The organism is Streptomyces sp. NPDC057565 (assembly GCF_042801455.1).
Taxonomy (GTDB): domain Bacteria; phylum Actinomycetota; class Actinomycetes; order Streptomycetales; family Streptomycetaceae; genus Streptomyces; species Streptomyces yanii.
The window spans coordinates 238,277-262,424 of record NZ_JBHVFU010000008.1 but is presented as its reverse complement, the minus strand read 5'-3'; the positions used below and the strand labels follow the sequence as shown (position 1 = coordinate 262,424).

The following is a 24,148-nucleotide window of genomic DNA, read 5'->3' as shown; positions in this document are numbered from 1 at the left end:
CAGGATCTCAGTGTACTGAGGGCCTTGACCTCACTGCTCCGGCATGGATAGCTTCTGGCGCGTCAACAAATACTCAGTGCACTGAGCAATGTGTCGGAGGAGAGGGTGATGAGCTGGTCCTCACCGAGTTGCACCCCGGTGTCACGGCGCAGCAGGTCCGGGCGCCACCGCGCCGCCCGCACCCCAGGGGCTCACCTCGCTGCGCGCCCCCGAGGCCGCATGACCCGGGCGTCCGACGCGCCTCGTTCCCCTCGGAATCCACCCGTCTCCGGAGCCGCGACATGACAAACCGTGACATGACCACCTATCCCCTGCCCGACGGGCTGAGTCAGCAAGACATCGACGCCGAGGTCGCCAAGGTCCACGCCGGCGCGCCCGCCGGTGCGCACCATCCGCCGCGCGACTACCCTCCGTATCGCAGCAGCCACTACCGCCACCCGCACCGGTCACTCATCCCGCTGGCCGATCCCGAGGCCGTCGAGCTGTCCGGACCGGCTTTCGGCGTTACGGACGTCACCGCGTTCGACCGCGATCTCACCCGGCAGCACCAGGGCGAGCCGCTCGGTGAACGCATCACCGTCTCCGGCCGGATCCTGGACCGGGAGGACCGCCCGGTCCGCGGGCAACTGGTCGAGGTGTGGCAGGCCAACGCCTCGGGGCGGTACGCGCACCAGCTCGACCAGCACCCGGCGCCCCTGGACCCCAACTTCACCGGGTTCGGCCGCTGTCTGACCGACGACGACGGCGGCTACAGCTTCACCACCGTCAAGCCCGGCGCCTACCCGTGGCGCAACCACGACAACGCCTGGCGCCCCGCGCACATCCACTTCTCGCTCTTCGGGACGGCGTTCACCCAGCGTCTGGTCACCCAGATGTACTTCCCGGGCGACCCGATCCTGCCGTACGACCCGATTCTCCAGTCCGTCACCGACCCGGCCGCCCAGGAGCGGCTCGTCGCGACGTACGACCACGACCGTTCGGTCGCCGAGTGGTCGCTCGGTTTCCGCTGGGACATCGTTCTCGACGGACCGTCCGCCACCTGGATCGAGGAAGGCCACCACTGATGACCCACGCCCCGACCCCGTCCCAGACCGTCGGCCCGTTCTACGGGTACGCGCTGCCGTTCGCCGGTGGCGGCGACATCGCGCCGGCCGGCCATCCGGACACGATCACCGTGCACGGGCTGGTGCTCGACGGCAGCGGTGCCCCCGTCCCCGACGCGCTGATCGAGATCTGGCAGCCTGCCCCGGACGGCTCGCGGACCGGCCGCCCCGGCTCGCTGCGGCACGACCCGGTCACCGGCCGGGTCATCGGCCGCGACGGCGTCGGATTCACCGGCTTCGGCCGCGTCCCGACCGACGCCGACGGCCGGTGGGCGGTACGGACCCTGCCGCCGGGCGGTGTCCCGTATCTCTCGGTCGCCGTCTTCGCCCGCGGACTGCTCCACCACCTGTACACCCGGATCTATCTGCGGGCTGCGGACGGCACCGTGCCCGCCGGTGACCCGCTGCTGGAGTCGCTGGACGCGGAACGCCGGGCCACACTGATCGCGACGCCCACCGACCGGCGCACCCACCGGTTCGACATCCATCTGCAGGGTGCCGGCGAAACGGTCTTCCTGGAGTTCACGTGACGTACGAGAGCGATGCCGGTCTGCTCGCCCCCGGGCGGGCCGGCTCCCCCGCCGAGGCCAGCACCGACGATCGCGCCGTCCTGCAGGCGATGCTCGACGCCGAGGCGGCGCTGACCCGCGCCCAGTCCGCATGCGGGCTCGCCCCGGCGGAAGCCGGGCGGGCGGTCACGCAGGCGGCGGACGCCGACCGCTTCGACGTGAGGGATCTGGCGCTCCGGGCACGCTCCGGCGGCAACCCGGTCATCCCCCTGGTCACCGACCTCGCGGCGGCGGTGCCCGAGGAGGTGCGGCCGTATGTGCACCGGGGTGCGACCAGCCAGGACATCCTGGACACTGCGGCGATGCTCGTCGCCTCACGCACACTGGCCGGGGTGCTCGACGATCTGGTGCGGATGGCGGACGAGCTGGCGCGGCACGCCGCCGCGCACCGCAACACACCGATGGCGGGCCGTACGCTCACGCAACACGCCGTGCCGACCACATTCGGGCTCAAGGTCGCCGGGTGGCGTGCACTGATCCTCGACGCACGGGACCGTCTGGCTTCCGTACGGGATTCCCTCCCCGCCCAACTCGGGGGTGCGGCGGGAACCCTGGCCGCCTTCTCCGCCTTCTCCTTCGAGGAGAAGAACGTGGACGGGCTCGCCCTCGTCGCCGCGTACGCACGCGAACTCGGACTGGTGGAACCGGTGTTGCCCTGGCACACCCTGCGCACCCCGGTCGCCGATCTCGCCGGGGCGCTCGCCTTCACCGCGGGCGCGCTCGGCAAGACAGCGGCCGATGTGCTCACGCTGTCCCGTACCGAGATCGGCGAGGTCGAGGAGGGCCGGCTCGGGGGTTCGTCCGCCATGCCGCACAAGGCGAATCCCGTGCGTGCCACGCTGATCGCGGCCGCCGCCCGCCGGGCGCCCGGCCTGGCGGCCACGCTGTACGGCTCGCTGGCCGCCGAGGACGAGCGGCCCGCCGGGGCGTGGCACGCCGAGTGGGAGCCGCTGCGCGATCTTCTGCGCCTCGTCGGCGGCGCCGCGCGGGACGGCGCCGAACTCTCGGCGGGACTGCGGATCGTCCCGTACGCCATGCTGGAGAACCTCCACCTCACCGACGGTCTGATCGTCTCGGAGCGGCTGGCCGCCGCCTTTGCCGAACGCATCGGCCGGGCCCGCGCCAGGGACGTCCTGGCGGGCGCCGCGGACCGGGCCCGGTCCGAGACGACCGACCTCTCCGATGTGCTCTTCGACGTCCTGGACGAGGAGCCGGAGCTCGCCGGTCTCGACCTGGCCGAACTGACCGACCCCGCCCGGTACACCGGATCCGCGGGCCCCCTCACCGACCGTGCATTGGACCGCCGATGACATCCGCGCCCGACCGCCTTCTGCACCACCGCACGGAGGGTCCGACCGCCGCTCCCCCGCTGCTGCTCGGACCCTCGCTGGGTACGTCGACCGGGCTCTGGGACGCCGTCGCGCCCGACCTCTCCACCGCCCACCGGGTCGTACGGTGGGATCTGCCCGGGCACGGCGGATCGGCCGCGGACCTGATCGGGCCGGGTGCGACGGTCGCCGATCTTGCCGCGCTGGTGATGGAGTTGGCCGACTCGCTGTCCCTGGACCGGTTCTCGTACGCGGGGGTCTCGCTGGGCGGCGCGGTCGGCCTCTGGCTCGCCGTGCACCACCCGGAGCGCATCGACCGGCTCGCCGTCGTCTGCTCCTCCGCGCACTTCGGCGAGCCCGGGCCGTGGCAGGAGCGGGCGGCGCTGGTCCGGCGGGACGGACTCGCCCCGGTCGCGGCCGGGGCCGCGGCGCGCTGGTTCACACCCGGCTTCACCGCCCCGGAACTGCTCGACGATCTCCGGGCCACCGATCCTTCGTCGTACGCCGCCTGTTGCGACGCGCTCGCCGCGTACGATCTGCGGCTCCGGCTCTCGGAAATCCGGGCGGCGACGCTGGTGATCGCAGGACGCGAGGACCCGGCGACACCCCCCGCACACGCCCGGGAGCTCGCCGACGCGATCCCCGACGCCACGCTCACCGAGCTCGCTGCGACCTCGCACCTGGCGCCCGCCGAGAACCCCGAGGCGGTACGGGTGGCGCTGCGCGGCCACTTCGGTGCGAACCGGAGCGGCCACAGCGGCATGGCGGTGCGGCGAGAGGTGCTCGGCGATGCGCATGTGGACCGGGCCCAGGCCGGCACGACCGGATTCACCGCCCGGTTCCAGGATTTCATCACGCGGTACGCCTGGGGCGAGATCTGGACCGACCCCACCCTGTCCCGCCGCGAGCGCAGCCTGATCACGCTCACGGCGCTCGTCGCGCACGGGCACCACGACGAACTGGCGATGCATGTCCGGGCGGCACTGCGCAACGGTCTGACACCGGAGGAGATCGGCGCGGCACTGCTGCAGACCGGGGTCTACTGCGGTGTGCCTGCCGCGAATTCGGCGTTCGCGGTGGCCCGCAGGGTCCTGGAGGAGATACAGGAGACCGACGGGCCGGACGCCTCTCCTACGAACTGACCGCCTCGGACCAGCCGGCCGTCGCGGGCGGTGACCCGCTCACGGACAGCGGTCTCGGCGGGCCAGGTGTCCTGCCACTGCTCGGTCCCGTCGCGGGCCTCCTCCCCGGAGTCTGCCCGCGCCTCAGGTTCCGCCGCCGGATCGCCGGGCCGGAGAAGGCCACGAGGACGGCGGGGACGTCGGTGCACTGCCACGGCCCCAGGAGCGGATCGTCCGCGACCGGCAGAGTTCGGGCTGCGCGGCGCCCGAGAGACATCCGGGCGGCAGATGGGGCGGCATCATGGCCTGACCGTCACCCTCCCACCGGGTCATCCGACGTGGGGCAGGGCCGTGCGACGGCATGCGTACACGCCTGCGCCCCCGTACGTGAACGTACGGGGGCGCAGGCTGCTGTGTACGACAGGATCCCGTCAGCCGAGGCCGCGGGCGTCCTGCTTCAGGGCCGTGTCCACGGTCAGGGCCGTCGCCACGACGAGGCTGAGCAGCGGTTCGGGCAGCTGATAGTGGATCTGCAGCACGTAGTTGTCCGCCGTCGTGAACATCGTCTTCGCGAGGCCTTCCCAGGTCTTGGTGATCCGGGCGATCTCGGCGTCGTTGTGGTCGACGATCGCGAAGTTCCAGGCGCGCCAGTTCTCCGCCTTGATGGCACCGATCTGCTGACCGTCCACCATGATGGCGAAGTTGATCTTGCCTATGGCATTCTGCTGCACGATCTCGCCGACCGGCTGCCCGTCCGGGCGCTGCACGATGACCCGGGACTTGATGAACTTCGCCGGCCGGGTCAGCAGCAGCTGCGGCTGTCCGTACGCGTCACGGATCTCCAGCTTGTGGGTCAGATACTGATCGATGCTGGAGACGAACCGCAGCACCTTGCGCAGCGCGCTCTGGCCGACCTGGACGACCGAGCCGATCGTGTTGCCCTGCTGATCGAAGACGCGGTACTCGTTCGTCACCTCGATCAGCTTGGCCTTCTGGTTCACGACCAGGACCTGCTGATTGAAGAGCGTGGCACCGCCGGGAGCCATGCCCTGCTGCTGAGGGACGGCCTGCTGGTGCTGGGAGGCCGCCTGCTGGTGGGGCATCTGGACCTGAGCGGGAGCCTGCGCGGGCGCCTGGGGCTGAGCGGAAGCCTGGGGCTGCTGTCCGCCTGCCGGGTTCGTGTGCTCGGTCCACTGGGAACCGTCCCAGTAGCGCAGCAGCTGGGGCGCGCCGTGCGGATCCGGATACCAGCCCGCAGATACGTTCGAGTGCGTTGTCACCGGGGCACACTATCCCGCCGATCCGACAGGGCAAGCCCCATCCGTCACATCAATAGCATCCCCACACTCGTTGAAACTTCACACACCACGTACGATGTCGGGGTGACCAGACTCAGTGAACGGACCGACCGACGACGGGCCGGCGCCCGCGCGTCGGCCGTTCTCGGCTGGCTGCTCATCCTGCTGGCCATGGTCTCGTGCTGTTCGCTCGCCGAGGCGGGCGCGGCCGCACACCACACCACGGTCCGGACCGCGACCGCGGCCGCGACTCCTGCCCCGACTCGACCCCCGGCCTCCACCGCGCGGATCGTCGTGGTCGTCGCACCGGACGACCGGGGCGTCAGCAGCTCCTGCCACGGTCTCTCGGAGCACGCGACACCCGTCGTGCTGCCCGCCCAGGCCGCACCTCTCGCGCTCCCCGGCACGGCGGTCACCGCTCCGGCCGGCCGGCTCGCCGGCGCCACCGGTATCCGCGGCCCCTCCAACGACGCCGTGGGCGCCGTCGACCGTCTCCGTCTTCAGGTTCAACGGATCTAGAAGCAGGGCCCCTTCTCTCGCCCTGCCCTCTTTCCGTACATCGTGTCGAACCCGAGGACTCTCCATGGCTTCCGCCAAGAAGCAGAACACCCCTGCCGCCGCGCGCCGCGCCAAGCTCGAGGAGGCCCGCCGCAAGGAGCGGGCCCGCGAGCGCAGGAACCGCATCATCACCATCTCCGCCTCCGTCGCCGTCGTCGCCGCACTCGTCGCGGGCGGCGGCTATCTGATGTCCACAGCCGACAAGCAGGACCAGGCCGAGGAGAAGGCCAAGTCCTCCCCCGTCCAGGGCGAGCGGAGCTGGGACAAGCTCACCCAGAACCATGTCGAGAAGCCGGTCGACTACCCGATGAACCCGCCGGTCGGCGGCGACCACAACCCGGTCTGGATGAACTGCGACGCCGACGTCTACACCGAAGCGATCCCGAACGAGAACGCCGTCCACTCGCTGGAGCACGGCGCGGTCTGGGTCACGTACAACGACAAGGCGCAGCCCGCCGACATCAAGAAGCTCGCGGACCGCGTCGCCAAGACCCCGTACTCGCTCATGAGCCCCGTGAAGGACCAGGACGCCCCGCTGATCCTCAGTGCCTGGGGCAAGCAGGTCACGGTGAAGAGCGCGACCGACGCACGCGTGGCGCAGTTCTTCACCAAGTACGTCCAGGGTCCGCAGACACCGGAGCCGGGCGCCGCCTGCACCGGCGGGATCGCCAAGTGACGTCCTCGGTCCGCGCGCCGCGGCCGATGGTGCTGGCGGGTGCTGCGGTACTGCTGCTGGCGCTGGGGCTGGTGGCACTCATGCTCGTACGGCCGTCGGCGTCGTCCACCCCCCAGGGGGCGGCCCGGTCGGCCGTGCCCGCGGAGACGTCGGTCGATGTGGGGTTCGCGCGCGACATGTCGATCCACCATCAGCAGGCGGTCGAGATGGCGTTCATCGTCCGTGACCGGACGTCCGACGAGGACGTGCGGCGGCTCGCGTACGACATCATCAACACCCAGGCCAATCAGCGCGGCATGATGCTCGGCTGGCTGGAGATGTGGGGCCGTGCCAAGAGCTCCGACCGCCCCCCGATGGAGTGGATGGGCCACACCGTCGCCCCCAGGGGCGACGGCTCGCTGATGCCGGGCATGGCGACCGACACCGAGCTGGACGCACTGCGGGCGGCGAAGGGCAAGGACGCCGAGGTGCGGTTCCTCCGGCTGATGACCGAGCACCACCGGGCCGGCGCGGAGATGGCACAGGCGGCGGCCGACGCGGCGGGCACGGAAGAGATCAGGAATCTGGCGGCGGGCATGGTCCTGGGCCAGCAGTCGGAGATCAGGCTGATGGCCGACATGCTGAAGGAGCGCGGCGCCACGGCATGAGCCGGCGGTCCGGGGCGTGGTGGTCCCGTACATGCGTACGCGGCCACCACGCCCTGGTTGATGCGGTCCGTCGGACGACGACCGGCTGTGGACACACCGGGGCTTCGTTCCGTCCACGAGGCTGAAGTCGAGCGTGCATGCGTCGCTGCGGCGGACGGCCCGTCGGCGACCGCGCCCGGTCGCCAGTGCTGCGGATCGCGGCCCGCACCTCGAACACGGCGGGTTCCGCCGCATGCCGCGAGGGGAACCGGTGCCCGCTCCGGACCGTACTGACGTGCGGAATCGCATAGGCTCAGCAGCGATATGAAGAGCAACCTCACGACGCTGGGACCCAAGGCCGACAAGGACACCGTGCGACGGAGCAACCTCAGCCTGGTGCTGCGGGCCGTCCGTGACGAGGGCGAGCGCGAGGCGACCAGGGCCGGGGTGGCCGCACGCGTGGGGCTGACCCGTGCCGCCGTGTCCTCGCTGGTCGAGCAGCTGCTCGACAGCGGGTTCCTCACCGAGTCCGGCAAGACGTTCAGCGGGCAGGCCGGGCGCCCCGGCACCGCACTCAAGGTGGCGCGCACCGGCCCCGCCGGGCTCGGCGTCGAGGTCAACATCGACTACGTGTCGGTCTGTGTCGTGGACCTGGCGGGCACCGGCCGGGTCCGGCTGACGGAACACCTCGACAACCGGGGCGCTCCGCCCGCCGAGGTGCTGGCGCGGGCGGCCCGGATCGCGGCCCGCACCCTGGATTCGGCGGCCGAACAGGAGCTCTTCCCGGTCGGCGTGGCTCTGGCGCTGCCCGGACTGGTGTCGGGCGGCGCGGTGCGCCAGGCGCCCAACCTGGGCTGGAATCAGGTCCCGGCGGAGGAACTCTTCGCCGCGTCGCTCGCCGCGCTGCGCCCCGGCAGCCCGGAACTGCCGGTGAGTTCGGAGAACGAGGCCAATCTGGCGGCGCTGGCCGAGCTCTGGTTCGGCGGGCTCGACGAGATCCGCAGCTTTCTGTATCTGACGGGCGAGATCGGCGTCGGTGGCGCCCTGGTCATCGACGGTGAACTGCTGCGCGGCGCGCACGGGTTCGCCGGTGAGATCGGGCATGTGGTGGTGGACGCGGAGGGGCCGGAGTGCCGGTGCGGTTCGCGCGGCTGTCTGGAGCAGTACGCGGGACAGGCGGCGCTGCTGCGGGCGGCCGGGATCGAGGAGACCGGCAGCGGCATCGGGGTGGCCGAGCTGGAGCGGCGCACCCGGGCCGGGGACGAGCGGGCCGTGGCCGCCGTGGTGGAGGCGGGCCGGATGCTGGGGCGGGTGCTGTCCGGGGCGGTGAATCTGCTCGACCCGGACGCGGTGGTGCTCGGCGGGATATACCGGGGCCTGATGCCGTGGCTGTCGCCGCCCGTCGACGAGGAGCTGACGGGCCGGGTGGTGTCCGGGCTGTGGTCCCCGCGCGGCGGCCGGCTGCGCGCCTCGTCGGTCGCGGGCGACGCGGCACGGGGTGCGGCAGCGCTGGTGATGCAGGACGTACTGACCGACCCGGTGGCGTACGCGGCGCGGGTGGCGGGCTGAAACGGAGGCCGGGCCGGACCTGCCTGACACAGGTACGACCCGGACTCGAACCGCAGTCGCCGCACCCGACTGACCCAGGTATACGACCCGGACTCAAACCGGAGCCGGGCCGTACCTGTCCTGACACAGGTACGGCCCGGACTCGCATGCGGAGGCGGGGGCGGACCCGCCCGGCCCCGGATCATCCGCCCGTGCTGTCAGCGGACCCCGAGCAGGTGGTCCATCGCCAGCTGGTCCAGCACCTCGAACGCCATGCCGCGCTCGGCCGCCGCGTTCACGTCGAAGTCCTCGAACGCCGAGCGGTCGGCCAGCAGCCCCGCCAAGCCGTCCTCGGCCGTCGGCCGGGCCAGCTCGTCGAGCCGGGACGCGCGCAGCGCCTCCTGGACCGCCGGGTCGGCGCGGAAGGCGGCGGCGCGCTCCTTGAGGATGAGGTAGTTGCGCATGCAGCCCGCGGCCGACGCCCAGACACCGTCGTAGTCCTCGGTCCGCGGCGGCTTGAAGTCGAAGTGGCGCGGGCCCTCGTAACCGGCGGTCTCCAGCAGGTCGACGAGCCAGAACGCCTGGCGCAGGTCACCGGCGCCGAAGCGCAGGTCCTGGTCGTACTTGATGCCGGACTGGCCATTGAGGTCGATGTGGAAGAGCTTGCCCGCCCAGATGGCCTGCGCGATGCCGTGCGGGAAGTTCAGCCCGGCCATCTGCTCGTGGCCGGTCTCCGGGTTGACGCCGACGAGTTCCGGGCGCTCCAGGCGCTCGATGAAGGCGAGGGCGTGGCCGATGGTCGGCAGCAGGATGTCGCCGCGCGGCTCGTTCGGCTTGGGCTCGATGGCGAACTTCAGGTCGTAGCCCTGCTCGACGACGTAGTCACCGAGCAGGTCGAAGGCCTCCTTCATCCGGTCGAGGGCGACCCGGATGTCCTTCGCGCCGCCCGACTCGGCGCCCTCGCGGCCGCCCCACGCCACATAGGTGGTGGCGCCGAGTTCGACGGCGAGGTCGATGTTGCGGAGGGTCTTGCGCAGGGCGTACCGGCGCACGTCCCGGTCGTTGGCGGTGAATCCACCGTCCTTGAAGACGGGGTGGGTGAAGAGGTTCGTCGTCGCCATGGGCACGACGAGCCCGGCCGCGTCCAGCGTCTGCCGGAACCGCTTCACGATGCTCTCGCGCTCGGTGTCCGACGAGCCGAACGGGATCAGGTCGTCGTCGTGAAAGGTCACCCCGTACGCACCCAGCTCGGCGAGGCGCTGCACGGTCTCGACGGGGTCGATCGCCGCGCGGGTCGCGTCGCCGAACGGGTCGCGCCCCTGCCAGCCCACGGTCCACAGGCCGAAGGTGAACTTGTCCCCCGGGGTGGGCCTGAAGCGTTCCGTCATTGTCTGACCACCTTCGGTGCCGTCGGGCCCGCGGCCGGTGGAGGCCGCCGAACCCCTATTTGTTCAGTGTCATGACTAATCATGCACGGTGCCCCGCGGAGACGTAAACCCCCCACCACCGGGAATCAAGGACGACCCCTGTTCCGGGCGGGCCCGATCGCGTAATTTGTTTTCCGTACGATCAAATAGATCGCACCAGCCGTCCGGCCCTCCGTGGCCCCCTGTACCGCGAGAATGAGGTAACCCCATGCCGCCGCGTACCGTCGTCATCGGCGTGGACAGCTCCACTCAGTCCACCAAGGCGGCCTTCATCGACGCCGCAACCGGCCGACTGCTCGCCGTCGGACGTGCCCCGCATATCGTCACGGGCGAGGGGGGGGCCCGCGAGAGCGACCCCGAGGTGTGGTGGCAGGCGCTGCGCACCGCCGTCGCCGCCGGCCTGAAGGAATCCGGCGTGCCCGCCGCGGCCGTCACCGGCATCGCGGTCGCCGGTCAGCAGCACGGCCTGGTCGTCCTCGACCGTGCGGGCCGCCCGCTGCGCCCGGCCCTGCTGTGGAACGACACCCGCTCCGCCCCGCAGGCCGCCGCCCTCACCGCCGCACTGGGCGGCGCGGACGCCTGGACCGCCCGCACCGGGTCGGTCCCGGTGGCCGCGATGACCGCGTCGAAGTGGCAGTGGCTGCGTGAGAACGAGCCGGAGACCGCCGCCGCGACCGCCGCGATCCGCCTCCCCCACGACTTCCTCACCGAACGGCTGACGGGCGCGGCCGTCACCGACCCCGGCGACGCGTCGGGCACCTGCTGGTACTCCACCGCCACCGGCACGTACGACCCCGAGCTGCTCGAACTGCTCGGCCTGGATGCCACGTTGCTGCCCGAGGTGGTCGACACGGGTGCGTCCCGCGCCGGTTCGCTGACCGATGAGGCTGCGCAGGCGCTCGGCCTGCCGGCCGGGATCGCCGTGGCGGCGGGCACGGGCGACAACATGAGTGCCGCCGTCGGCCTCGGTCTCGGCGGCGCCGGGCTGCTGGACCACCCCGTTCTCAGCCTCGGCACCTCGGGTACGGTCTTCGCCGCCTCCCGGACCCGGCCCGCGTCGGCGGCGCTCTCCGGATTCGCCGCCGCCGACGGCACGTACCTCCCGCTGGCCTGCACGCTCAACTGCACGCTCGCCGTGGACAAGGTCGCCGCCCTGCTCGGCCTGGACCGCAACGACGCGGCGCCCGGCGGCGAGGCGGTGCTCCTCCCCTATCTCGACGGCGAGCGGACCCCCGATCTGCCCACCGCCTCCGGTCTGCTCACCGGACTACGGCACGACACCACCCCACAGCAACTGCTCGGCGCCGCCTACGAAGGCGCGGTCGTCACCGTGCTGCGCGCCCTGGACGAGTTGCTGCGGGCCTGTGGGCTCGATCCGGCCGACCCCGAGGTCGCTGCCCGCCCGCTGCGCCTGATCGGCGGCGGCGCGCAGGGGCGCGCCTGGGTGGAGACGGTACGACGGCTGTCGGGGCGGCCCGTGATCGTGCCCGGCAGCGGCGAACTGGTGGCCCTGGGGGCCGCCGCTCTCGCCGCGGCGGCGGCCGGCGGCGAGGACCCCGTCGCGATCGCCGCCGGCTGGAACGCCGGCGAGGGAGCCGAGACGGAAACCGAACTGCCGCCCATGGCACGGGACATGGACACCTGGAACCGGGTCAACTCGGTACTGGAGCGGGCCGCAGGACCACTGCTCGGCGGGGACCGATAGCCACCCGGTCACCACATCCTGCAACGACCGCTGACTGATTGTCACTCGCCCCCGCCGGCCCGGGACAACGCCATCCCGGCAGCCCCCGGACCGGTTTGGGGGTGGCATGTGATCTTCACTAGTATCCGGCGATGATCATAAGAAGAAGGCTGACGGCCGGGGTGGGCATCCTGCTCGCCACCCTGACCGCCGGGCTCGGCACGGCCCTCCCCGCCGCCGCCGATGAAACCCCCACCAAAGCCTCCCCCAAGGTCGAGCTGGTGCTCGACGTCAGCGGTTCCATGCGGACCCGTGACATCGACGGCCAGTCCCGGATGAGCGCGGCGAAGCAAGCATTCAACGAGGTCCTGGACGCGGTGCCGGAGCAGGTGCAGCTCGGCATCCGGACCCTCGGCGCCGACTACCCGGGCGACGACCGGAAGGTCGGCTGCAAGGACACCAAGCAGCTCTACCCGGTCGGCCCGCTCGACCGGGTGGAGGCGAAGACCGCGGTCGCGACGCTGGCCCCCACCGGCTGGACCCCGATCGGGCCCGCCCTGCTGGGCGCCGCCGACGATCTCGAAGGCGGCGACTCCACCCGCCGGATCGTGCTGATCAGCGACGGCGAGGACACCTGCGGCCCGCTCGACCCGTGCGAGGTCGCTCGCGACATCGCCGCCCGCGGCATCCACCTCGTCATCGACACGCTGGGCCTGGTGCCGAACGCCAAGATCCGCGAGCAGCTGACCTGCATCGCCGAGGCGACCGGCGGCACCTACACCGCCGTACAGCACACCGATGAACTCTCCGGCCGCGTCAAGCAGCTGGTGGACCGGGCGGCCGAGCCCGTCGTCACCCCCGTGGCCACCAAGGGCGCGGACAGCTGCTCCGCCGCACCTCAGCTCAAGGCGGGCCTCTACACCGACCGCGAGAAGATCGGCGAGCACCGCTGGTACCGGGTGGACGTGCTGCCCGGCCAGGAGCTGCGCGCCTCGGTGAGCGTGTCCGCGGACCGCGCCGTCAACAACGACTACGGCGTGCTGCTGCGCGCGGTGACCGTGCACGGCCGCGAGATCGTCAGGGGTTCGGAGTCCGGCACCGGTCGCACCGACGCGATCTCGTCCGGGCTGCGCTATCCCAAGCCGGAGCAGGACGGCACGGACAGCGAGGACAAGCCGGCCGCGGAGACCGTCTGTCTGCAGCTCAGCAACTCCTTCTCGGCCCCCGCCTCGGTGAAGACCTCACCGGGCATGCCGGTCGAGCTGACCGTCGACGTGGTGGACGCGCCGGACGACGCGGCCGATGCCGCCGCGTTCGGTCTCGGCCGCGGCTGGTGGCTCCTGGGCGTACTCGTCCTGACCGGACTGATCGCGGGTCTGCTCTTCGGCTGGATCTCGCGCTGGCGCATCGCCGTATGGAGGACCAACTGATGGTGCGTACACGACGGGTACTCGCGGGTGCCCTGCTGGCCGGGATGGCCCTGCTGACGTCGGCCGGTTCGGCCGCGGCCGACGACCCGTCGGCGAGCCCGAGCCCGAGCGCATCCGACGGCGGTACGGGACCCACCGAGGCGGGCACCACCTTCCGTACCGCGACGACGATCCAGCCGAGCCAGCGCGCCACCGCCGGGGCATCCACGGGCGACTACCTGTACTGGGTGTTCCCGGCCGACGCGGGACAGCGCGCCACCGTCAAGGCGACGGTCACCCTGCCCGAGGCCACCACCCGGCACGGCGCCTCGACCTGGCAGGTCGATGTGTACGACGGGCTGCGGCGCCGGCAGGCCTGCATGTACGGCCACCAGACCAGGAAGGCGGCCGCCGACGCGTCGACCGTCGAACTCTCCTGCGTCCTGCGGACCGTCCGGGCCTGGTCCGAGCCGTGGGCGAACGACCCGCTGCCGGGCAACTATTACGTGCGCCTGACGGTCGTCGACCTGCCGTCGGCCGACCTCGGGCAGCCGGTGCAGACCGCCGTCGAGGTGACGGCGGCCGACCAGGGCGGCGCCCATGACGTCGACGGCAAGCTGAGCGAACCGCTGGCGCCCTACGCGTACGCGGCGCAGCAGACGACGGACGACGCCTCGGACGACGGCGACACCCCGCTCCGGGTCCCGCTCAACACCGAGCCGGACGACGGCTGGGCCTCCGGCTGGTGGACGGACCGCTGGATCTGGACCGTGGGCGGCGGCGTACTCGGCGCGCTCGCGGCCATGTTCGGCTACTCCCTCACCCGCGGCAACGGCCGCCCGTCCCGGGTCCCGCCGGGCGCCTGACCTGCCCGGCCGCGAACCGGCCCGCATGCGCGGCGCCTTCGCCCCACACCGGTGGGGCGGGGCGCCGCGGCGTTTCCCGTGGCCGAGCCGTCCGCTGAACAGGCCGGATCATTCGGGATCGGGAGGACCGGCGACCGCTGACGGATCACCCCTCTCCCGTCACGCGGACGGGAGAGCGGGCAGGATCCCGGTCCGCGGCACCGTCCCGACCGACCACACTCCCGTAACGAGACCCGGATACCCTCGACAACTCACGTACTCCACAAGGCCGATGGGGCCATCGGCCCTGCGGAACTCCGGAGTCGAGCCACGTCGCCGCGTACCGGATACCGGTGCGCCACCAGGGAGCGGAGATCTTTCATGTCCACGGAGACCGGCCCGGCCGCCGATGCCGAATCGCGCGGCCACGTGCCCGTACCGGGCCCGAAGGGGCTGCCGTTCCTCGGGAATCTGCCGCAGTTCGGGAAGAATCCACTGGAGTTCTTCGAGCGGCTGCGCGGGTACGGGGACATGGTGCGATGGCGCTTCGGCCCCAACCCCTGTGTGTTCATAGCCGATCCGGAGTGCATAGGCGAGCTGCTCACCGAGACGGAGCGCACCTTCGACCAGCCGGCGCTGGGCATCGCGTTCCGTACCGTGATGGGCAACGGCGTGGTGGTCGCGCGTGGTCCGGACTGGCGGCGGAAGCGGTCCCTGGTCCAGCCCTCGGTACGGCCGAAGCAGGTGCGGTCGTACGCGGCGACGATGGCGGGCAGCACGGTGGAGCTCGCGGACACCTGGTCCGGTGGTGAACGCATCGACATCAAGCGGGAGATGGCCGCGCTGACGCAGAAGATCGCGGTCCGCACCATCTTCGGGGTGGACACCCCGGCGGACGCCGAGGCGATGGGCCGGGCGATGGATGTCGCCCAGCAGGAGATCGGCAAGGAGTTCAGCGGCATCGGCGCCCTGCTCCCCGACTGGGTGCCGACGCCCGGCCGAGCCCGGATCAAGAAGGCCGCCGCGGTCATCGACGCCGAGGTGGGCCGCGTCGTGGCCCGGCACCGCGACGGCGACGGCGAGCGCCCCGACCTGCTGAGCCGGCTGCTGACCGCGGTGGACGAGACCGGCGCACACCTGACGGACCAGGAGATCCGCGACGAGACCGTCACCCTGTACATCGGCGGGCACGAGACGACCAGTTCCACACTGGTGTGGGCGTGGTACCTGCTGTCGCGCAATCCGCGGACGCGCGCGGCGCTCACCGAGGAGCTGGACCGTGTCCTCGGCGACCGGGAGCCGGAGTTCGACGACTACGCGCGGCTGACGTACGCCCAGGCGGTGGTGAAGGAGACGCTGCGGCTGTACCCGACGATCTGGCTGGTGACCGGAGTCGCGAAGGACGGGGCGCGGATCGGCGGCGTGGACATGCCGAAGGGAACGAGGGTGTGGAGCAGCCAGTGGGCGACGCACCGCGACGAGCGGTGGTTCCCGGAGCCTGAGGCGTTCCGCCCGGAGCGCTGGGACACCGACAACGGCGACGACATCGCGGAGTACGCCTGGTTCCCGTTCGGTGGCGGACCCCGGGTCTGCCTCGGTACGCGGTTCGCGATGGTCGAGGCGGTGCTGATCCTGGCGGTGCTCGCGCGCCGGTTCGACCTGGACGTGGACCCGGGTGACGTCAACCCCGTGCCGACGCTGACCCTGCAGCCCGACCGGGACGTGCTGGCCACCGTGCGGGCGCGGTAACTCGGCAAAGAGCGTGTCCGTATGACGGAACGCGCGCGGGCGCGATGTGCCCTCGGCTTCCGCCGTACGGCATCCTCGTGCTGAACGAACAGCGCGGCCCCGGAGCGGCGAGTGATCTTGCCGGTTCGGGGCCGTACCCGACTGTGGAGGATGCGGAACCCGATGACTGACAACTCCGACATGGTGGCCTTTGTCCGGGCCCGCCTGGCCGAGGAGGAACAAGTCGCGCGAGTGGCCGGCGGCGCGAGTTGGCGGTGCCCCGCCGAGACGCCGGGCGAGGTCCACGACCGGACCAGCGCCATCGCGTTCAGCCTGCGGACGCATGGCTACGACGACCACATCGCCCTGCAGGATCCCGCGCGCACACTTCGCCGCATCGAGACGAGCAGAGTGCTCCTGGACGAGTACGAGGAGGTCGCCGCCCTGGACGTCGACCGCCCTCACCACGACTTCCCCTCGGGCCGCGCGGTCGGGCTCGGATTCGTCGTCCGGCAGATGGCGGCGGAGGATGCCGGCCACCCCGACTATCAGGCCAAGTGGCTGCCGCGGTTCACCCAGTGACGAGCCCTTCGCAGGGGACGGCGACCGAGTTGCGAGATCGCGAGCTGTACGCGACCGGCGTCTGCGTCCTGCCGGCCGCGGAGGGCCGACATCATGGCCGACGGCCTGGGCTGATCACCGGCGGTGCAGCGCTCGCCGAAGGCCCGTCGGCAGCCCGGTGCGCCGGGCTGCCGACGGGCCTCTGCCAAGGGTCAGCCCGTCACGGTCACCCTCACCGTCCCCTCCCCCGTCGCCCCGCTCTCCTCCACGATCACGCGGTACGGCCGGTCCGTTCCGTCGGCCGTGACCCGCAGCGTGTCCGCGTCCCGTGTGACGTGAAAGGTCGCCGCCGGGACGCCTGCCAGGTCCGGCACCGTGACCGGCGTACCCGTCGTCGCCGACGCCGGGCCGAACACGCGCAGCGTCAGTCCGTCCAGCCAGTCGCCGTCCGGGCGCTGGTCGTCCGCACCCCACGGGAGCACGGCACCGGGGCGGACCAGGATCGGCAGGCTGTCGAAGCCGTGTGTCTCGTGGCGCCAGACCGGCCCGGTGACCGTCTCGCCGGTCAGCAGGTGGGTCCAGGTGCCTTCGGGGACGTAGTACTCGACCTGACCGTCCTCCGTGAAGACCGGGGCCACCAGCAGGTCCGGGCCGAGCATGTACTGGCGGTCCAGCATCCGGGTCGTGGGGTCGCCGGGGAATTCCAGCAACATCGGACGCATCACCGGGATACCGGTGCGGTGGGCCTCGGCCGCGACCCCGTACAGGTACGGCATGAGGCGGTGCTTGAGGAGGGTGAACTTCCGGGCCACGTCCACGGCCTCGTCGCCGAACGCCCACGGCACCCGGTACGACACATTGCCGTGCAGGCGGCTGTGCGAGGAGAGCAGTCCGAAGGCGAGCCAGCGTTTGAAGACCGCCGGGTCGGGGGTGCCTTCGAAGCCGCCGATGTCGTGGCTCCAGAAGCCGAACCCGGACAGGGACAGGGAGAGGCCTCCGCGGAGCGATTCGGCCATCGCGGTGAACGAGGCGAAGCAGTCGCCGCCCCAGTGGACCGGGAACTGCTGGCCGCCCGCCGTCGCCGAGCGGGCGAAGAGCACCGCTTCGCCGTGCCCGCGCTCCTTCTCCAGGAGTTCGAAGACGGTGCGGTTGTAGATCTGCGCGTAGTAGTTGTGCATCCGCTCGGGGTCGGAACCGTCGTGCCAGACCACGTCCGTCGGCACCCGCTCGCCGAAGTCCGTCTTGAAGCAGTCGACGCCCTGGTCGAGGAGGACACGCAGTTTGGCGTTGTACCACTCCCGGGCGGCCGGATTGGTGAAGTCGACGAGGGCCATGCCGGGCTGCCACAGATCCCACTGCCAGACGTCGCCGTTCGGCCGTCGCACCAGATATCCGTGCTGGGCGCCCTCCGCGAACAGCGCCGACTTCTGGGCGATGTACGGATTGATCCACATGCTGATGCGCAGGCCTCGTTCCTTGAGCCTGGCCAGCATGCCCTCCGGGTCGGGGAAGACATCCGGGTCCCACTGGAAGTCCGACCACTGGTACTCGCGCATCCAGAAGCAGTCGAAGTGGAAGACCGACAGCGGAATGTCGCGCTCGGCCATTCCGTCGACGAACGAGGTGACGGTCTCCTCGTCGTACGAGGTGCAGAACGAAGTGGTCAGCCAGAGGCCGAACGACCAGGCCGGGGGCAGCGCGGGCCGGCCGGTCAGTGCGGTGTAACGGGCAAGGATCTCCTTCGGGGTCGGGCCGGCGACGACGTAGTACTCCAGCGACTGGTCCTCGACGCTGAACTGCACCTGGCCGACCGACTCCGAGCCGATCTCGAACGACACCTTGCCGGGGTGGTTGACGAAGACGCCGTAGCCGCGCGAGGAGAGGTAGAAGGGGATGTTCTTGTACGCCTGCTCGCTGCTGGTGCCGCCGTCCGCCTGCCAGATGTCGACGGTCTGGCCGTTCTTGACGTACGGGGTGAAACGCTCGCCGAGCCCGTAGACGTTCTCGCCGACGTCCAGGGCGAGTTGGGCGATCATGTGGTGCGCGCCGTCGGGAGTGGTGGCGAAGGCGGTGCCCTTGGCGTCGACCGCGGTGAGCCGGCGGCCCCCGGAGTCGAGGAAGGTCATGCCCCACGGTCCGTCGCCGTCCATGCGCAGGGTCAGCGGGCCGCTCGTCAGTTCGGTGACGGCGCCGTCCCGGCGGGTGCGGGCGGCGGCGGTCGCGGGGTCGAGTCCGGGGAACTCGAAGTCCGGCCCGTGGTTGACCTTGCCTGCGTGATGAGTGGTGCGTACGCCGATGATCCCTTCCGCCGGGGAGAAGCAGTCGACGGTGATCAGCGGGGTGTTGAGCGTGTCGCCGCGCTGGGCGACGTGCTTGACCGCCGCGTAGGCGGTGAACCGGTCTGCGGTGACGCGCAGATCGCGGATCTCGGTCGCGTAGCAGGCGCGGACGCCCTCACGCATGAGCCAGAAGCCGTCGGTGAACTTCATGAGGACTCCTTGCCGGGGGCAACTGGGCGGGAAGTGGCGGGGGTTCGGCGGGCGGGCGAGGTCACTCGGCGGCTCCGGTGAAGGTGAGCCCGGCAAGGCGCACGGTGCCGCGCAGGGTGACGCGCACGTCCTGGACACCGGAGGCCGTCAGCGGCGCCTCATGGGCTCGGTAGTCGTACGGTCCGTCGGTGGCGGGGATGTCGATGTCCGTGGTGCGGCCGTCGACCGTGATCTCCACGGCACCCTGCCCCGCCGCGGACACGGCGACGACGCGGATTCCGACCGCGAAGTCGCAGCGACGGTAGAGGAGTTCGTTGCCGGGCGCGGTGGCGGTGACGGCGTCGCCGTCCGTCTTCGCACGGTCGACGATCTCGGTGGCGAGCTGCTCGTCGTAGTCGGCGGCTTCGAGACCCCGGTGCAGGACGGGGCGCGGGCCGGACGGTTCGCCGCCGACCGTGACGGCGGCGGTGAGCCTGATGTCCGTGCTGGAGGCTCCGGCCAGGACCTCGTACGTGCCGGGCTCGACGGTCCAGCGGCCGTGCGCCACATCCCAGTGGCCGAGCTCGGTCACCGCAACCGTGAAGTCCACGCGCTGCCCGGCGCCCGGCGCCAGGTGCAGGCGGCGGTGTCCGACGAGCTGCCGCAGCGGCCGGACGACGGACGGTGCCACGGCCCGTACGTAGAGCTGGGCGACCTCGTCGGCGGCGACGGTGCCCGTGTTGGTGACGGTCAGCGACACCCGCAGCAGGTCGCCGTCGAGCTCCGCTTTCGCACCGGAGTAGGTGAACGCGGCGTACGACAGCCCGTGGCCGAACGGGAAGACAGGTGTCCCCTCGTAGTACAGGTACGTCTGCCGGGAGCCGATGATGTCGTAGTCGAGCAGGCCGGGCAGTTCGGCGTCGGAGGTGTACCAGGTCTGCGGCAGCCTGCCGGCCGGGGAGACGTCGCCGGAGAGGATCCGGGCGAGCGCGGTCCCGGCGGCCTGGCCGCCGTGGGCCGTCCAGAGCAGAGCGGGAAGTACGGCCGCGGCGTCGGTGAGTGCATACGGATAGGCGGAGGTGACCGCCAGGACCGTGCGCGGGTTCGCGGCGTGCGCGGCGCGCCACAGGCGCTCCTGTTGGGCGGGCAGGTCGAGGGTGGTGCGGTCCTCGGTCTCGCGGCCGTTGATGTGGGCGTCGTTGCCGACGACGACGATCACGGTGTCGGCGGCGGCTGCCGCGCGGGCCACGGTGTCCTCCCCGTGCTCGGTCACCTCGATCTCGAAGACGGTGGCGGCCCCCGCGGCGGTATCGCCGGAAATTTTCTCGTCCGCGTCGGCAACCTTTACGCCGTCGGCGGCGACAGAGACATACCTACCCGTTCCGATGTGCAGAAGGCGGTGACCTCCGACGTGCCCTTCCACCTCTTCCCGGCGGAATGTCTCCTGGACGATCCAGCCGCCCGGCTCATCCGCGGACGCGCGTACGTAACCGTCCTCGGCGACCGACAGATAGCGGCCCGCGGGGTCCCGCAGGGTGATCACGCCGTTGCCCCAGTCGACGAGCGCCAGCTCGGACGGGGTGTCGCCGCAGGTCAGCGGGGGCAGGTCGGTGCGGCCGGCCAGGAGTGCCGGGTCGAGGGCGCCCTCCGCGCCCCGGTCGGCGCTGTCGCCGTCGTCGGTCTCGGGGATCTGCAGCCAGCCCGCCGCGCACTTCAGGCGGACCAGGTCGGCGCCCTCCGCGAAGGTGACCCGGTCCGCGCCGAACCGGGCCCGGATCCCGTCGAGCGGGGTGGAACGGTGGATCAGTGTGCCGCTGTACCAGTCGAGCTTGCAGGTGTCCGCGAGCAGGCCGACGACGGCGACCGTTCCCCTCTCCTCGGAGTCGAGCGGCAGCAGTCCGTCGTTCTTCAGCAGGACGACCGCCTGTTCGGCGGCCTCCTGGGCGAGCGCCCGGTGCTCGGCCGTGTCGAAGGCGGTGGTGTCCGCGTACGGGTCGAGCCCGGGGTCGAACTCCCCGAGCGAGAAGCGCAGCCCCAGGAGCCGGCGGACCGCGGTGTCGATGTCGTGCTCGTCGAGGAGACCCTGCTCCAGCGCACCGCGGATGCGGCCGGTCATGACGGCGGATTCCTGGCCGTGGTCGGTGAAGCTGTCGACCCCGGCCTTCAGCGCGGCGGCCGTGGCCTCTTCGTGGGTGTCGAAGTAGTGCTCGGAGTCGACCAGGTTGGACGGCGCCCCGGCATCGGAGCAGACCACGAGGGACTGCTCGGTCCAGCTCCGCAGCTGCTGGGACAGGAGCGGCGAGACGTGGTTGGGCCGCCCGTTGACCAGGTTGTACGCGGGCATGACCCCGGCCACCGCGCCCGACTGCACGGCGTCGCGGAACGCCCGGAGGTCGTACTCGTGCAGGACCCGGGGGCGGACCGACGAGGAGGAGATGTCACGGTCGGTCTCGTTGTTGTGCGCGAGCCAGTGCTTGAGGACGGGGGCGGTCCGCCAGTAGTGCGGGTGGTCGCCGCGCAGTCCCCGGGTGTACGCGACGGCGATGGCGGAGGTCAGCGCGGTGTCCTCCGCATATCCCTCCTCGCCGCGCCCCCAGAGGGGGTGGCGCAGCAGATTCACCGTCGGGGCCCAGACGTTGAGGCCGACCCGGTCGTCCTTGGCGCGCTTGGCGCGGACCTCGTTGCCGACGGCCTCGCCGACCCGGCGCACCAGCTCGTCGTTCCACGTGGCACCCAGTCCGACGGCTTGGGGGAAGACGGTCGCGGGACCCATCCAGGCGACGCCGTGCAGGGCTTCCTGGCCCGTGCGGAAGGCGCCGATCCCAAGCCGGTCCACCGCGGGCGCGAACTGGTGCAGCATCGCGATCCGCTCGTCGAGGGTGAGCCGCCGGAGCAGATCGTCGATGCGCTGGGCGAAGGGCAGCTGCGGGTCGCGGAAGGGCTGCGGTTGTTCCGTCACGTGCGGGTCCCCTTGGAAAGGTGGGAGGTCTTTCGATGTCCGTGCCAGGAAAGAGGTGGCCGGGCTTCGAGGGATCTGTCCAGGCATCGGAAGATCTTTCGAAGCGCTTCGATGCTCTGTTCCCAACCCCGCAGGTGTCAAGGGTGCACCTCCGCCAGTTGTCCGCAACCGAGCCCCGTGGCGCCGGGAAACGGTTCGGAAACAGGTCGGGGGAATCTGGAAACCGACTCTTGTGCGGCCGGAGCGCTTCACTTAACCTCACTGCAACATCGAAGCGCTTCGACTGAGTTTCGACAGAGCCTCGATGGAGTGCCTGTCACCTTTGATTTCCCCGGATGGTGACATGCTCTGCCACCTCCTTGTTGAACCGCTTCACCTGGGCAGGTTCAGCCGGTTCCGCCGGTCCCCCCGGCCCAGCCAGTAACGCCTCACCTCAGACACAGGAGCCGAACGGCGGTCGCCCGCCGCGTGTCGTCCTGGTGCGCCTCGAAGGGTTGACGCAATGACGCCGAATTCCTCCCCCGCCTCCACCGCCCCGAGCCGGAGAAGCTTCCTCGCCTCCAGCGCCGTCGCCGCGGTCGCCATGGCCGGCGGGGTACCGTTGCTCGCCGCGTGCGGCGGCGGTTCCGGCTCCGGGAGCAAGGACGGTACGACGACGGGCAAGGCACTCAAGAAGGTCCTGCCGGACTACATCCCGTCGAATCTGGTCCAGCCCGACGTGGCGAGCGTCAACGGTTCGAGCCCCGGCTTCACCAAGCTGCCCGACCCGCTGGTCGCATCGGTGAAGTCCGCGCCGGGCAAAGGTTCCGCGTTCCGGATCATGACCCCGCTGTGGGGCACCGTCCCGAAGAAGAACAACCCGTACTACACGGCCGTGAACAAGGCCGTCGGCGCGACGCTGAACTTCGACCCGCAGGACGGCAACACGTACCAGGACAAGATCGGCGCCGTGCTCGCCGGTTCGGACATCCCGGACGTCGTGACCATCCCCGGCTGGAACATGCAGGGCCAGATCCGCAACGCGATCGTCGCCAAGTTCGCCGACCTGAGCCCGTACCTGGCCGGTGACGCGATCAAGAAGTACCCGAACCTGGCGAACATCCCGACCGGTGCCTGGCAGTACTCCGTCTTCGGCGGCAAGCTCCGCGGTCTGCCCATGCCGTCCCCGATCCTCGGCAACGCGATCTTCTACCGCAAGGATGTGGTCGGCTCCGGAGCCGTGCCGGCGAGCGCCGACGATCTGCTGGCCTTCGGCAAGGAGTACACGGACGCGAAGAAGAAGGTCTGGGCCTTCGACGACCTGTGGACCTGCATCCAGAAGATCTTCGGGCTGCTGCCCGACGCCCCGCACTACTGGAAGTTGGAGAACGGCAAGCTCGTCCACAAGATCGAGACGCAGGAGTACCGGGAGGCGCTCGCCTTCGCCCGCAAGCTCCACGAGGGCGGTTACGTCCACCCCGACGCCGAGGCGGGCAAGGACGCCGACTCCAAGATCCGCTTCACCGGCGGACGCGTCCTGATGTACAACGACGGCACCGGCGGCTGGAAGGGCATGGTCACCGAACAGGCCACCGCCAACCCGAAGTTCGACATGCAGGCGCTGGACTTCTTCAACCACGACGGCGGAAAGCCGGCCCTGTGGCAGGACGACCCGGCAGGCATCTTCACCTTCCTCAGCAAGAAGCTGCCGAAGGCGAAGATCGAGGAGATCCTCGCCGTCGCCGACTTCGCCGCGGCGCCGTACGGCACCAAGGAGTTCATGCTCACCAACTACGGCGTGCAGGACACCCACTACACGATCAAGGACGGGGTGCCGACCTTCACGCCACAGGGCATCCAGGAGGCCCAGCCCTCCACCTTCATGTTCCTCGCGTCGCCCCCGCACACCGTCGCGTTCCCGGACGAGCCGCAGCTGGTGAAGGACTACGCCGGCTGGATGGCCCGACAGGCCCCGAACGTCAAGAAGCCGCTCTTCTTCGGTATGCAGATCGTCGAACCGCAGCGGTACGCCTCCCTCTACACGCCCTTCGACGACCTGCAGAAGGACATCCGGCGCGGCCGCAAGAAGGTCAGTGACGTCGACGCCGCAGTGACGACGTGGAAGAACAGCGGCGGCGACAAGCTGCGCGACTGGTACCAGGACATTCTCGACAAGAACGGCTCCGGCAACTGACCCGTACGGCGGACACGGACCCGTACGTACGTAAGGCAGCGAGACGGCCGCCGGACGCAGGGACGCC

Annotated in this window: 18 protein-coding genes; 14 read left to right on the top strand and 4 right to left on the bottom strand. The window is 71.1% G+C overall.

Annotated elements, in window-relative coordinates; translation table 11 throughout:
• Window positions 1–296: 296 nt before the first annotated feature.
• The 4 genes from pcaH to pcaD are packed head-to-tail and all read left to right on the top strand — an operon-like array spanning window position 297 to window position 4,142.
• Complete coding sequence (pcaH, locus tag ACFU8W_RS19110) at window positions 297–1,064, top strand: protocatechuate 3,4-dioxygenase subunit beta (RefSeq protein WP_384038367.1); 768 nt, start codon at window positions 297–299, stop codon at window positions 1,062–1,064.
• Window positions 1,064–1,633, top strand: coding sequence for a protocatechuate 3,4-dioxygenase subunit alpha (gene pcaG / locus ACFU8W_RS19105; protein WP_384038364.1), 570 nt, complete (start codon window positions 1,064–1,066; stop codon window positions 1,631–1,633). Before pcaH ends, pcaG begins: the two co-directional genes overlap by 1 nt.
• Window positions 1,630–2,982: a 3-carboxy-cis,cis-muconate cycloisomerase gene (pcaB, locus tag ACFU8W_RS19100; protein WP_384038361.1), complete on the top strand. Its 1,353-nt coding sequence runs from the start codon at window positions 1,630–1,632 to the stop codon at window positions 2,980–2,982. Before pcaG ends, pcaB begins: the two co-directional genes overlap by 4 nt.
• Entirely contained in the window at window positions 2,979–4,142 is a 1,164-nt protein-coding gene (gene pcaD, locus ACFU8W_RS19095; RefSeq protein WP_384038358.1) for a 3-oxoadipate enol-lactonase, read from the top strand. Before pcaB ends, pcaD begins: the two co-directional genes overlap by 4 nt.
• A gap of 410 nt (window positions 4,143–4,552) precedes the next feature.
• Here the strand turns inward: pcaD and ACFU8W_RS19090 are convergent, their stop codons facing one another.
• Window positions 4,553–5,401, bottom strand: a complete 849-nt coding sequence (locus tag ACFU8W_RS19090) for a phospholipid scramblase-related protein (RefSeq protein ID WP_384038355.1) — start codon at window positions 5,399–5,401, stop codon at window positions 4,553–4,555.
• 102 nt (window positions 5,402–5,503) lie between these two features.
• Between ACFU8W_RS19090 and ACFU8W_RS19085 the strand changes: the two genes are divergently transcribed.
• From ACFU8W_RS19085 to ACFU8W_RS19070, 4 genes are all read left to right on the top strand, one after another.
• Window positions 5,504–5,938, top strand: coding sequence for a hypothetical protein (locus ACFU8W_RS19085; RefSeq protein WP_384038352.1), 435 nt, complete (start codon window positions 5,504–5,506; stop codon window positions 5,936–5,938).
• 64 nt (window positions 5,939–6,002) lie between these two features.
• On the top strand, window positions 6,003–6,653 hold the full coding sequence (locus tag ACFU8W_RS19080) for a DUF3105 domain-containing protein (protein WP_384038349.1): 651 nt from the start codon (window positions 6,003–6,005) through the stop codon (window positions 6,651–6,653).
• Window positions 6,654–6,679: 26 nt separating this feature from the next.
• On the top strand, window positions 6,680–7,300 hold the full coding sequence (locus ACFU8W_RS19075; RefSeq protein ID WP_384038438.1) for a DUF305 domain-containing protein: 621 nt from the start codon (window positions 6,680–6,682) through the stop codon (window positions 7,298–7,300).
• Between the two features lie 303 nt (window positions 7,301–7,603).
• Window positions 7,604–8,848, top strand: coding sequence for an ROK family protein (locus ACFU8W_RS19070; RefSeq protein ID WP_345511076.1), 1,245 nt, complete (start codon window positions 7,604–7,606; stop codon window positions 8,846–8,848).
• Between the two features lie 197 nt (window positions 8,849–9,045).
• Here ACFU8W_RS19070 and xylA read toward each other — a convergent pair whose 3' ends face one another.
• A complete protein-coding gene (gene xylA / locus ACFU8W_RS19065; protein ID WP_345511077.1) occupies window positions 9,046–10,215 on the bottom strand; it encodes a xylose isomerase in 1,170 nt (389 codons plus the stop codon).
• Window positions 10,216–10,462: 247 nt separating this feature from the next.
• Between xylA and xylB the strand changes: the two genes are divergently transcribed.
• From xylB to ACFU8W_RS19040, 5 genes are all read left to right on the top strand, one after another.
• A complete protein-coding gene (gene xylB / locus ACFU8W_RS19060) occupies window positions 10,463–11,959 on the top strand; it encodes a xylulokinase (RefSeq protein WP_384038345.1) in 1,497 nt (498 codons plus the stop codon).
• Window positions 11,960–12,090: 131 nt separating this feature from the next.
• A complete protein-coding gene (locus tag ACFU8W_RS19055) occupies window positions 12,091–13,368 on the top strand; it encodes a VWA domain-containing protein (RefSeq protein ID WP_384038342.1) in 1,278 nt (425 codons plus the stop codon).
• The gene (locus ACFU8W_RS19050; RefSeq protein WP_384038339.1) at window positions 13,368–14,213 is read left to right on the top strand and encodes a hypothetical protein; all 846 of its coding nucleotides are present in this window, start codon (window positions 13,368–13,370) and stop codon (window positions 14,211–14,213) included. The genes ACFU8W_RS19055 and ACFU8W_RS19050 overlap by 1 nt, the downstream gene beginning before the upstream one ends.
• A gap of 360 nt (window positions 14,214–14,573) precedes the next feature.
• Window positions 14,574–15,941, top strand: a complete 1,368-nt coding sequence (locus ACFU8W_RS19045) for a cytochrome P450 (RefSeq protein WP_384038336.1) — start codon at window positions 14,574–14,576, stop codon at window positions 15,939–15,941.
• Window positions 15,942–16,103: 162 nt separating this feature from the next.
• Window positions 16,104–16,502, top strand: a complete 399-nt coding sequence (locus tag ACFU8W_RS19040; protein ID WP_384038333.1) for a DUF6221 family protein — start codon at window positions 16,104–16,106, stop codon at window positions 16,500–16,502.
• Between the two features lie 191 nt (window positions 16,503–16,693).
• Here the strand turns inward: ACFU8W_RS19040 and yicI are convergent, their stop codons facing one another.
• Together yicI and ACFU8W_RS19030 are read right to left on the bottom strand one after the other, a co-directional pair.
• Window positions 16,694–18,970: an alpha-xylosidase gene (gene yicI / locus ACFU8W_RS19035; RefSeq protein WP_384038330.1), complete on the bottom strand. Its 2,277-nt coding sequence runs from the start codon at window positions 18,968–18,970 to the stop codon at window positions 16,694–16,696.
• Between the two features lie 61 nt (window positions 18,971–19,031).
• Entirely contained in the window at window positions 19,032–21,908 is a 2,877-nt protein-coding gene (locus ACFU8W_RS19030) for a glycoside hydrolase family 3 C-terminal domain-containing protein (protein ID WP_384038327.1), read from the bottom strand.
• Window positions 21,909–22,491: 583 nt separating this feature from the next.
• On the opposite strand from ACFU8W_RS19030, the gene ACFU8W_RS19025 reads away from it, so the two are divergent.
• Entirely contained in the window at window positions 22,492–24,081 is a 1,590-nt protein-coding gene (locus tag ACFU8W_RS19025; RefSeq protein WP_384038435.1) for an extracellular solute-binding protein, read from the top strand.
• Window positions 24,082–24,148: the final 67 nt, after the last annotated feature.

Bases quoted from the DNA above. Each gene is read 5' to 3' on its own strand.
- pcaH (WP_384038367.1), top strand. From the start codon at position 297: ATGACCACCTATCCCCTGCCCGACGGGCTGAGTCAGCAAGACATCGAC.
- pcaG (WP_384038364.1), top strand. From the start codon at position 1,064: ATGACCCACGCCCCGACCCCGTCCCAGACCGTCGGCCCGTTCTACGGG.
- pcaD (WP_384038358.1), top strand. From the start codon at position 2,979: ATGACATCCGCGCCCGACCGCCTTCTGCACCACCGCACGGAGGGTCCG.
- ACFU8W_RS19080 (WP_384038349.1), top strand. From the start codon at position 6,003: ATGGCTTCCGCCAAGAAGCAGAACACCCCTGCCGCCGCGCGCCGCGCC.
- ACFU8W_RS19075 (WP_384038438.1), top strand. From the start codon at position 6,680: ATGGTGCTGGCGGGTGCTGCGGTACTGCTGCTGGCGCTGGGGCTGGTG.
- ACFU8W_RS19070 (WP_345511076.1), top strand. From the start codon at position 7,604: ATGAAGAGCAACCTCACGACGCTGGGACCCAAGGCCGACAAGGACACC.
- xylA (WP_345511077.1), bottom strand. From the start codon at position 10,215: ATGACGGAACGCTTCAGGCCCACCCCGGGGGACAAGTTCACCTTCGGC.
- xylB (WP_384038345.1), top strand. From the start codon at position 10,463: ATGCCGCCGCGTACCGTCGTCATCGGCGTGGACAGCTCCACTCAGTCC.
- ACFU8W_RS19055 (WP_384038342.1), top strand. From the start codon at position 12,091: ATGATCATAAGAAGAAGGCTGACGGCCGGGGTGGGCATCCTGCTCGCC.
- ACFU8W_RS19050 (WP_384038339.1), top strand. From the start codon at position 13,368: ATGGTGCGTACACGACGGGTACTCGCGGGTGCCCTGCTGGCCGGGATG.
- ACFU8W_RS19045 (WP_384038336.1), top strand. From the start codon at position 14,574: ATGTCCACGGAGACCGGCCCGGCCGCCGATGCCGAATCGCGCGGCCAC.
- ACFU8W_RS19040 (WP_384038333.1), top strand. From the start codon at position 16,104: ATGACTGACAACTCCGACATGGTGGCCTTTGTCCGGGCCCGCCTGGCC.
- yicI (WP_384038330.1), bottom strand. From the start codon at position 18,970: ATGAAGTTCACCGACGGCTTCTGGCTCATGCGTGAGGGCGTCCGCGCC.
- ACFU8W_RS19025 (WP_384038435.1), top strand. From the start codon at position 22,492: ATGGCCGGCGGGGTACCGTTGCTCGCCGCGTGCGGCGGCGGTTCCGGC.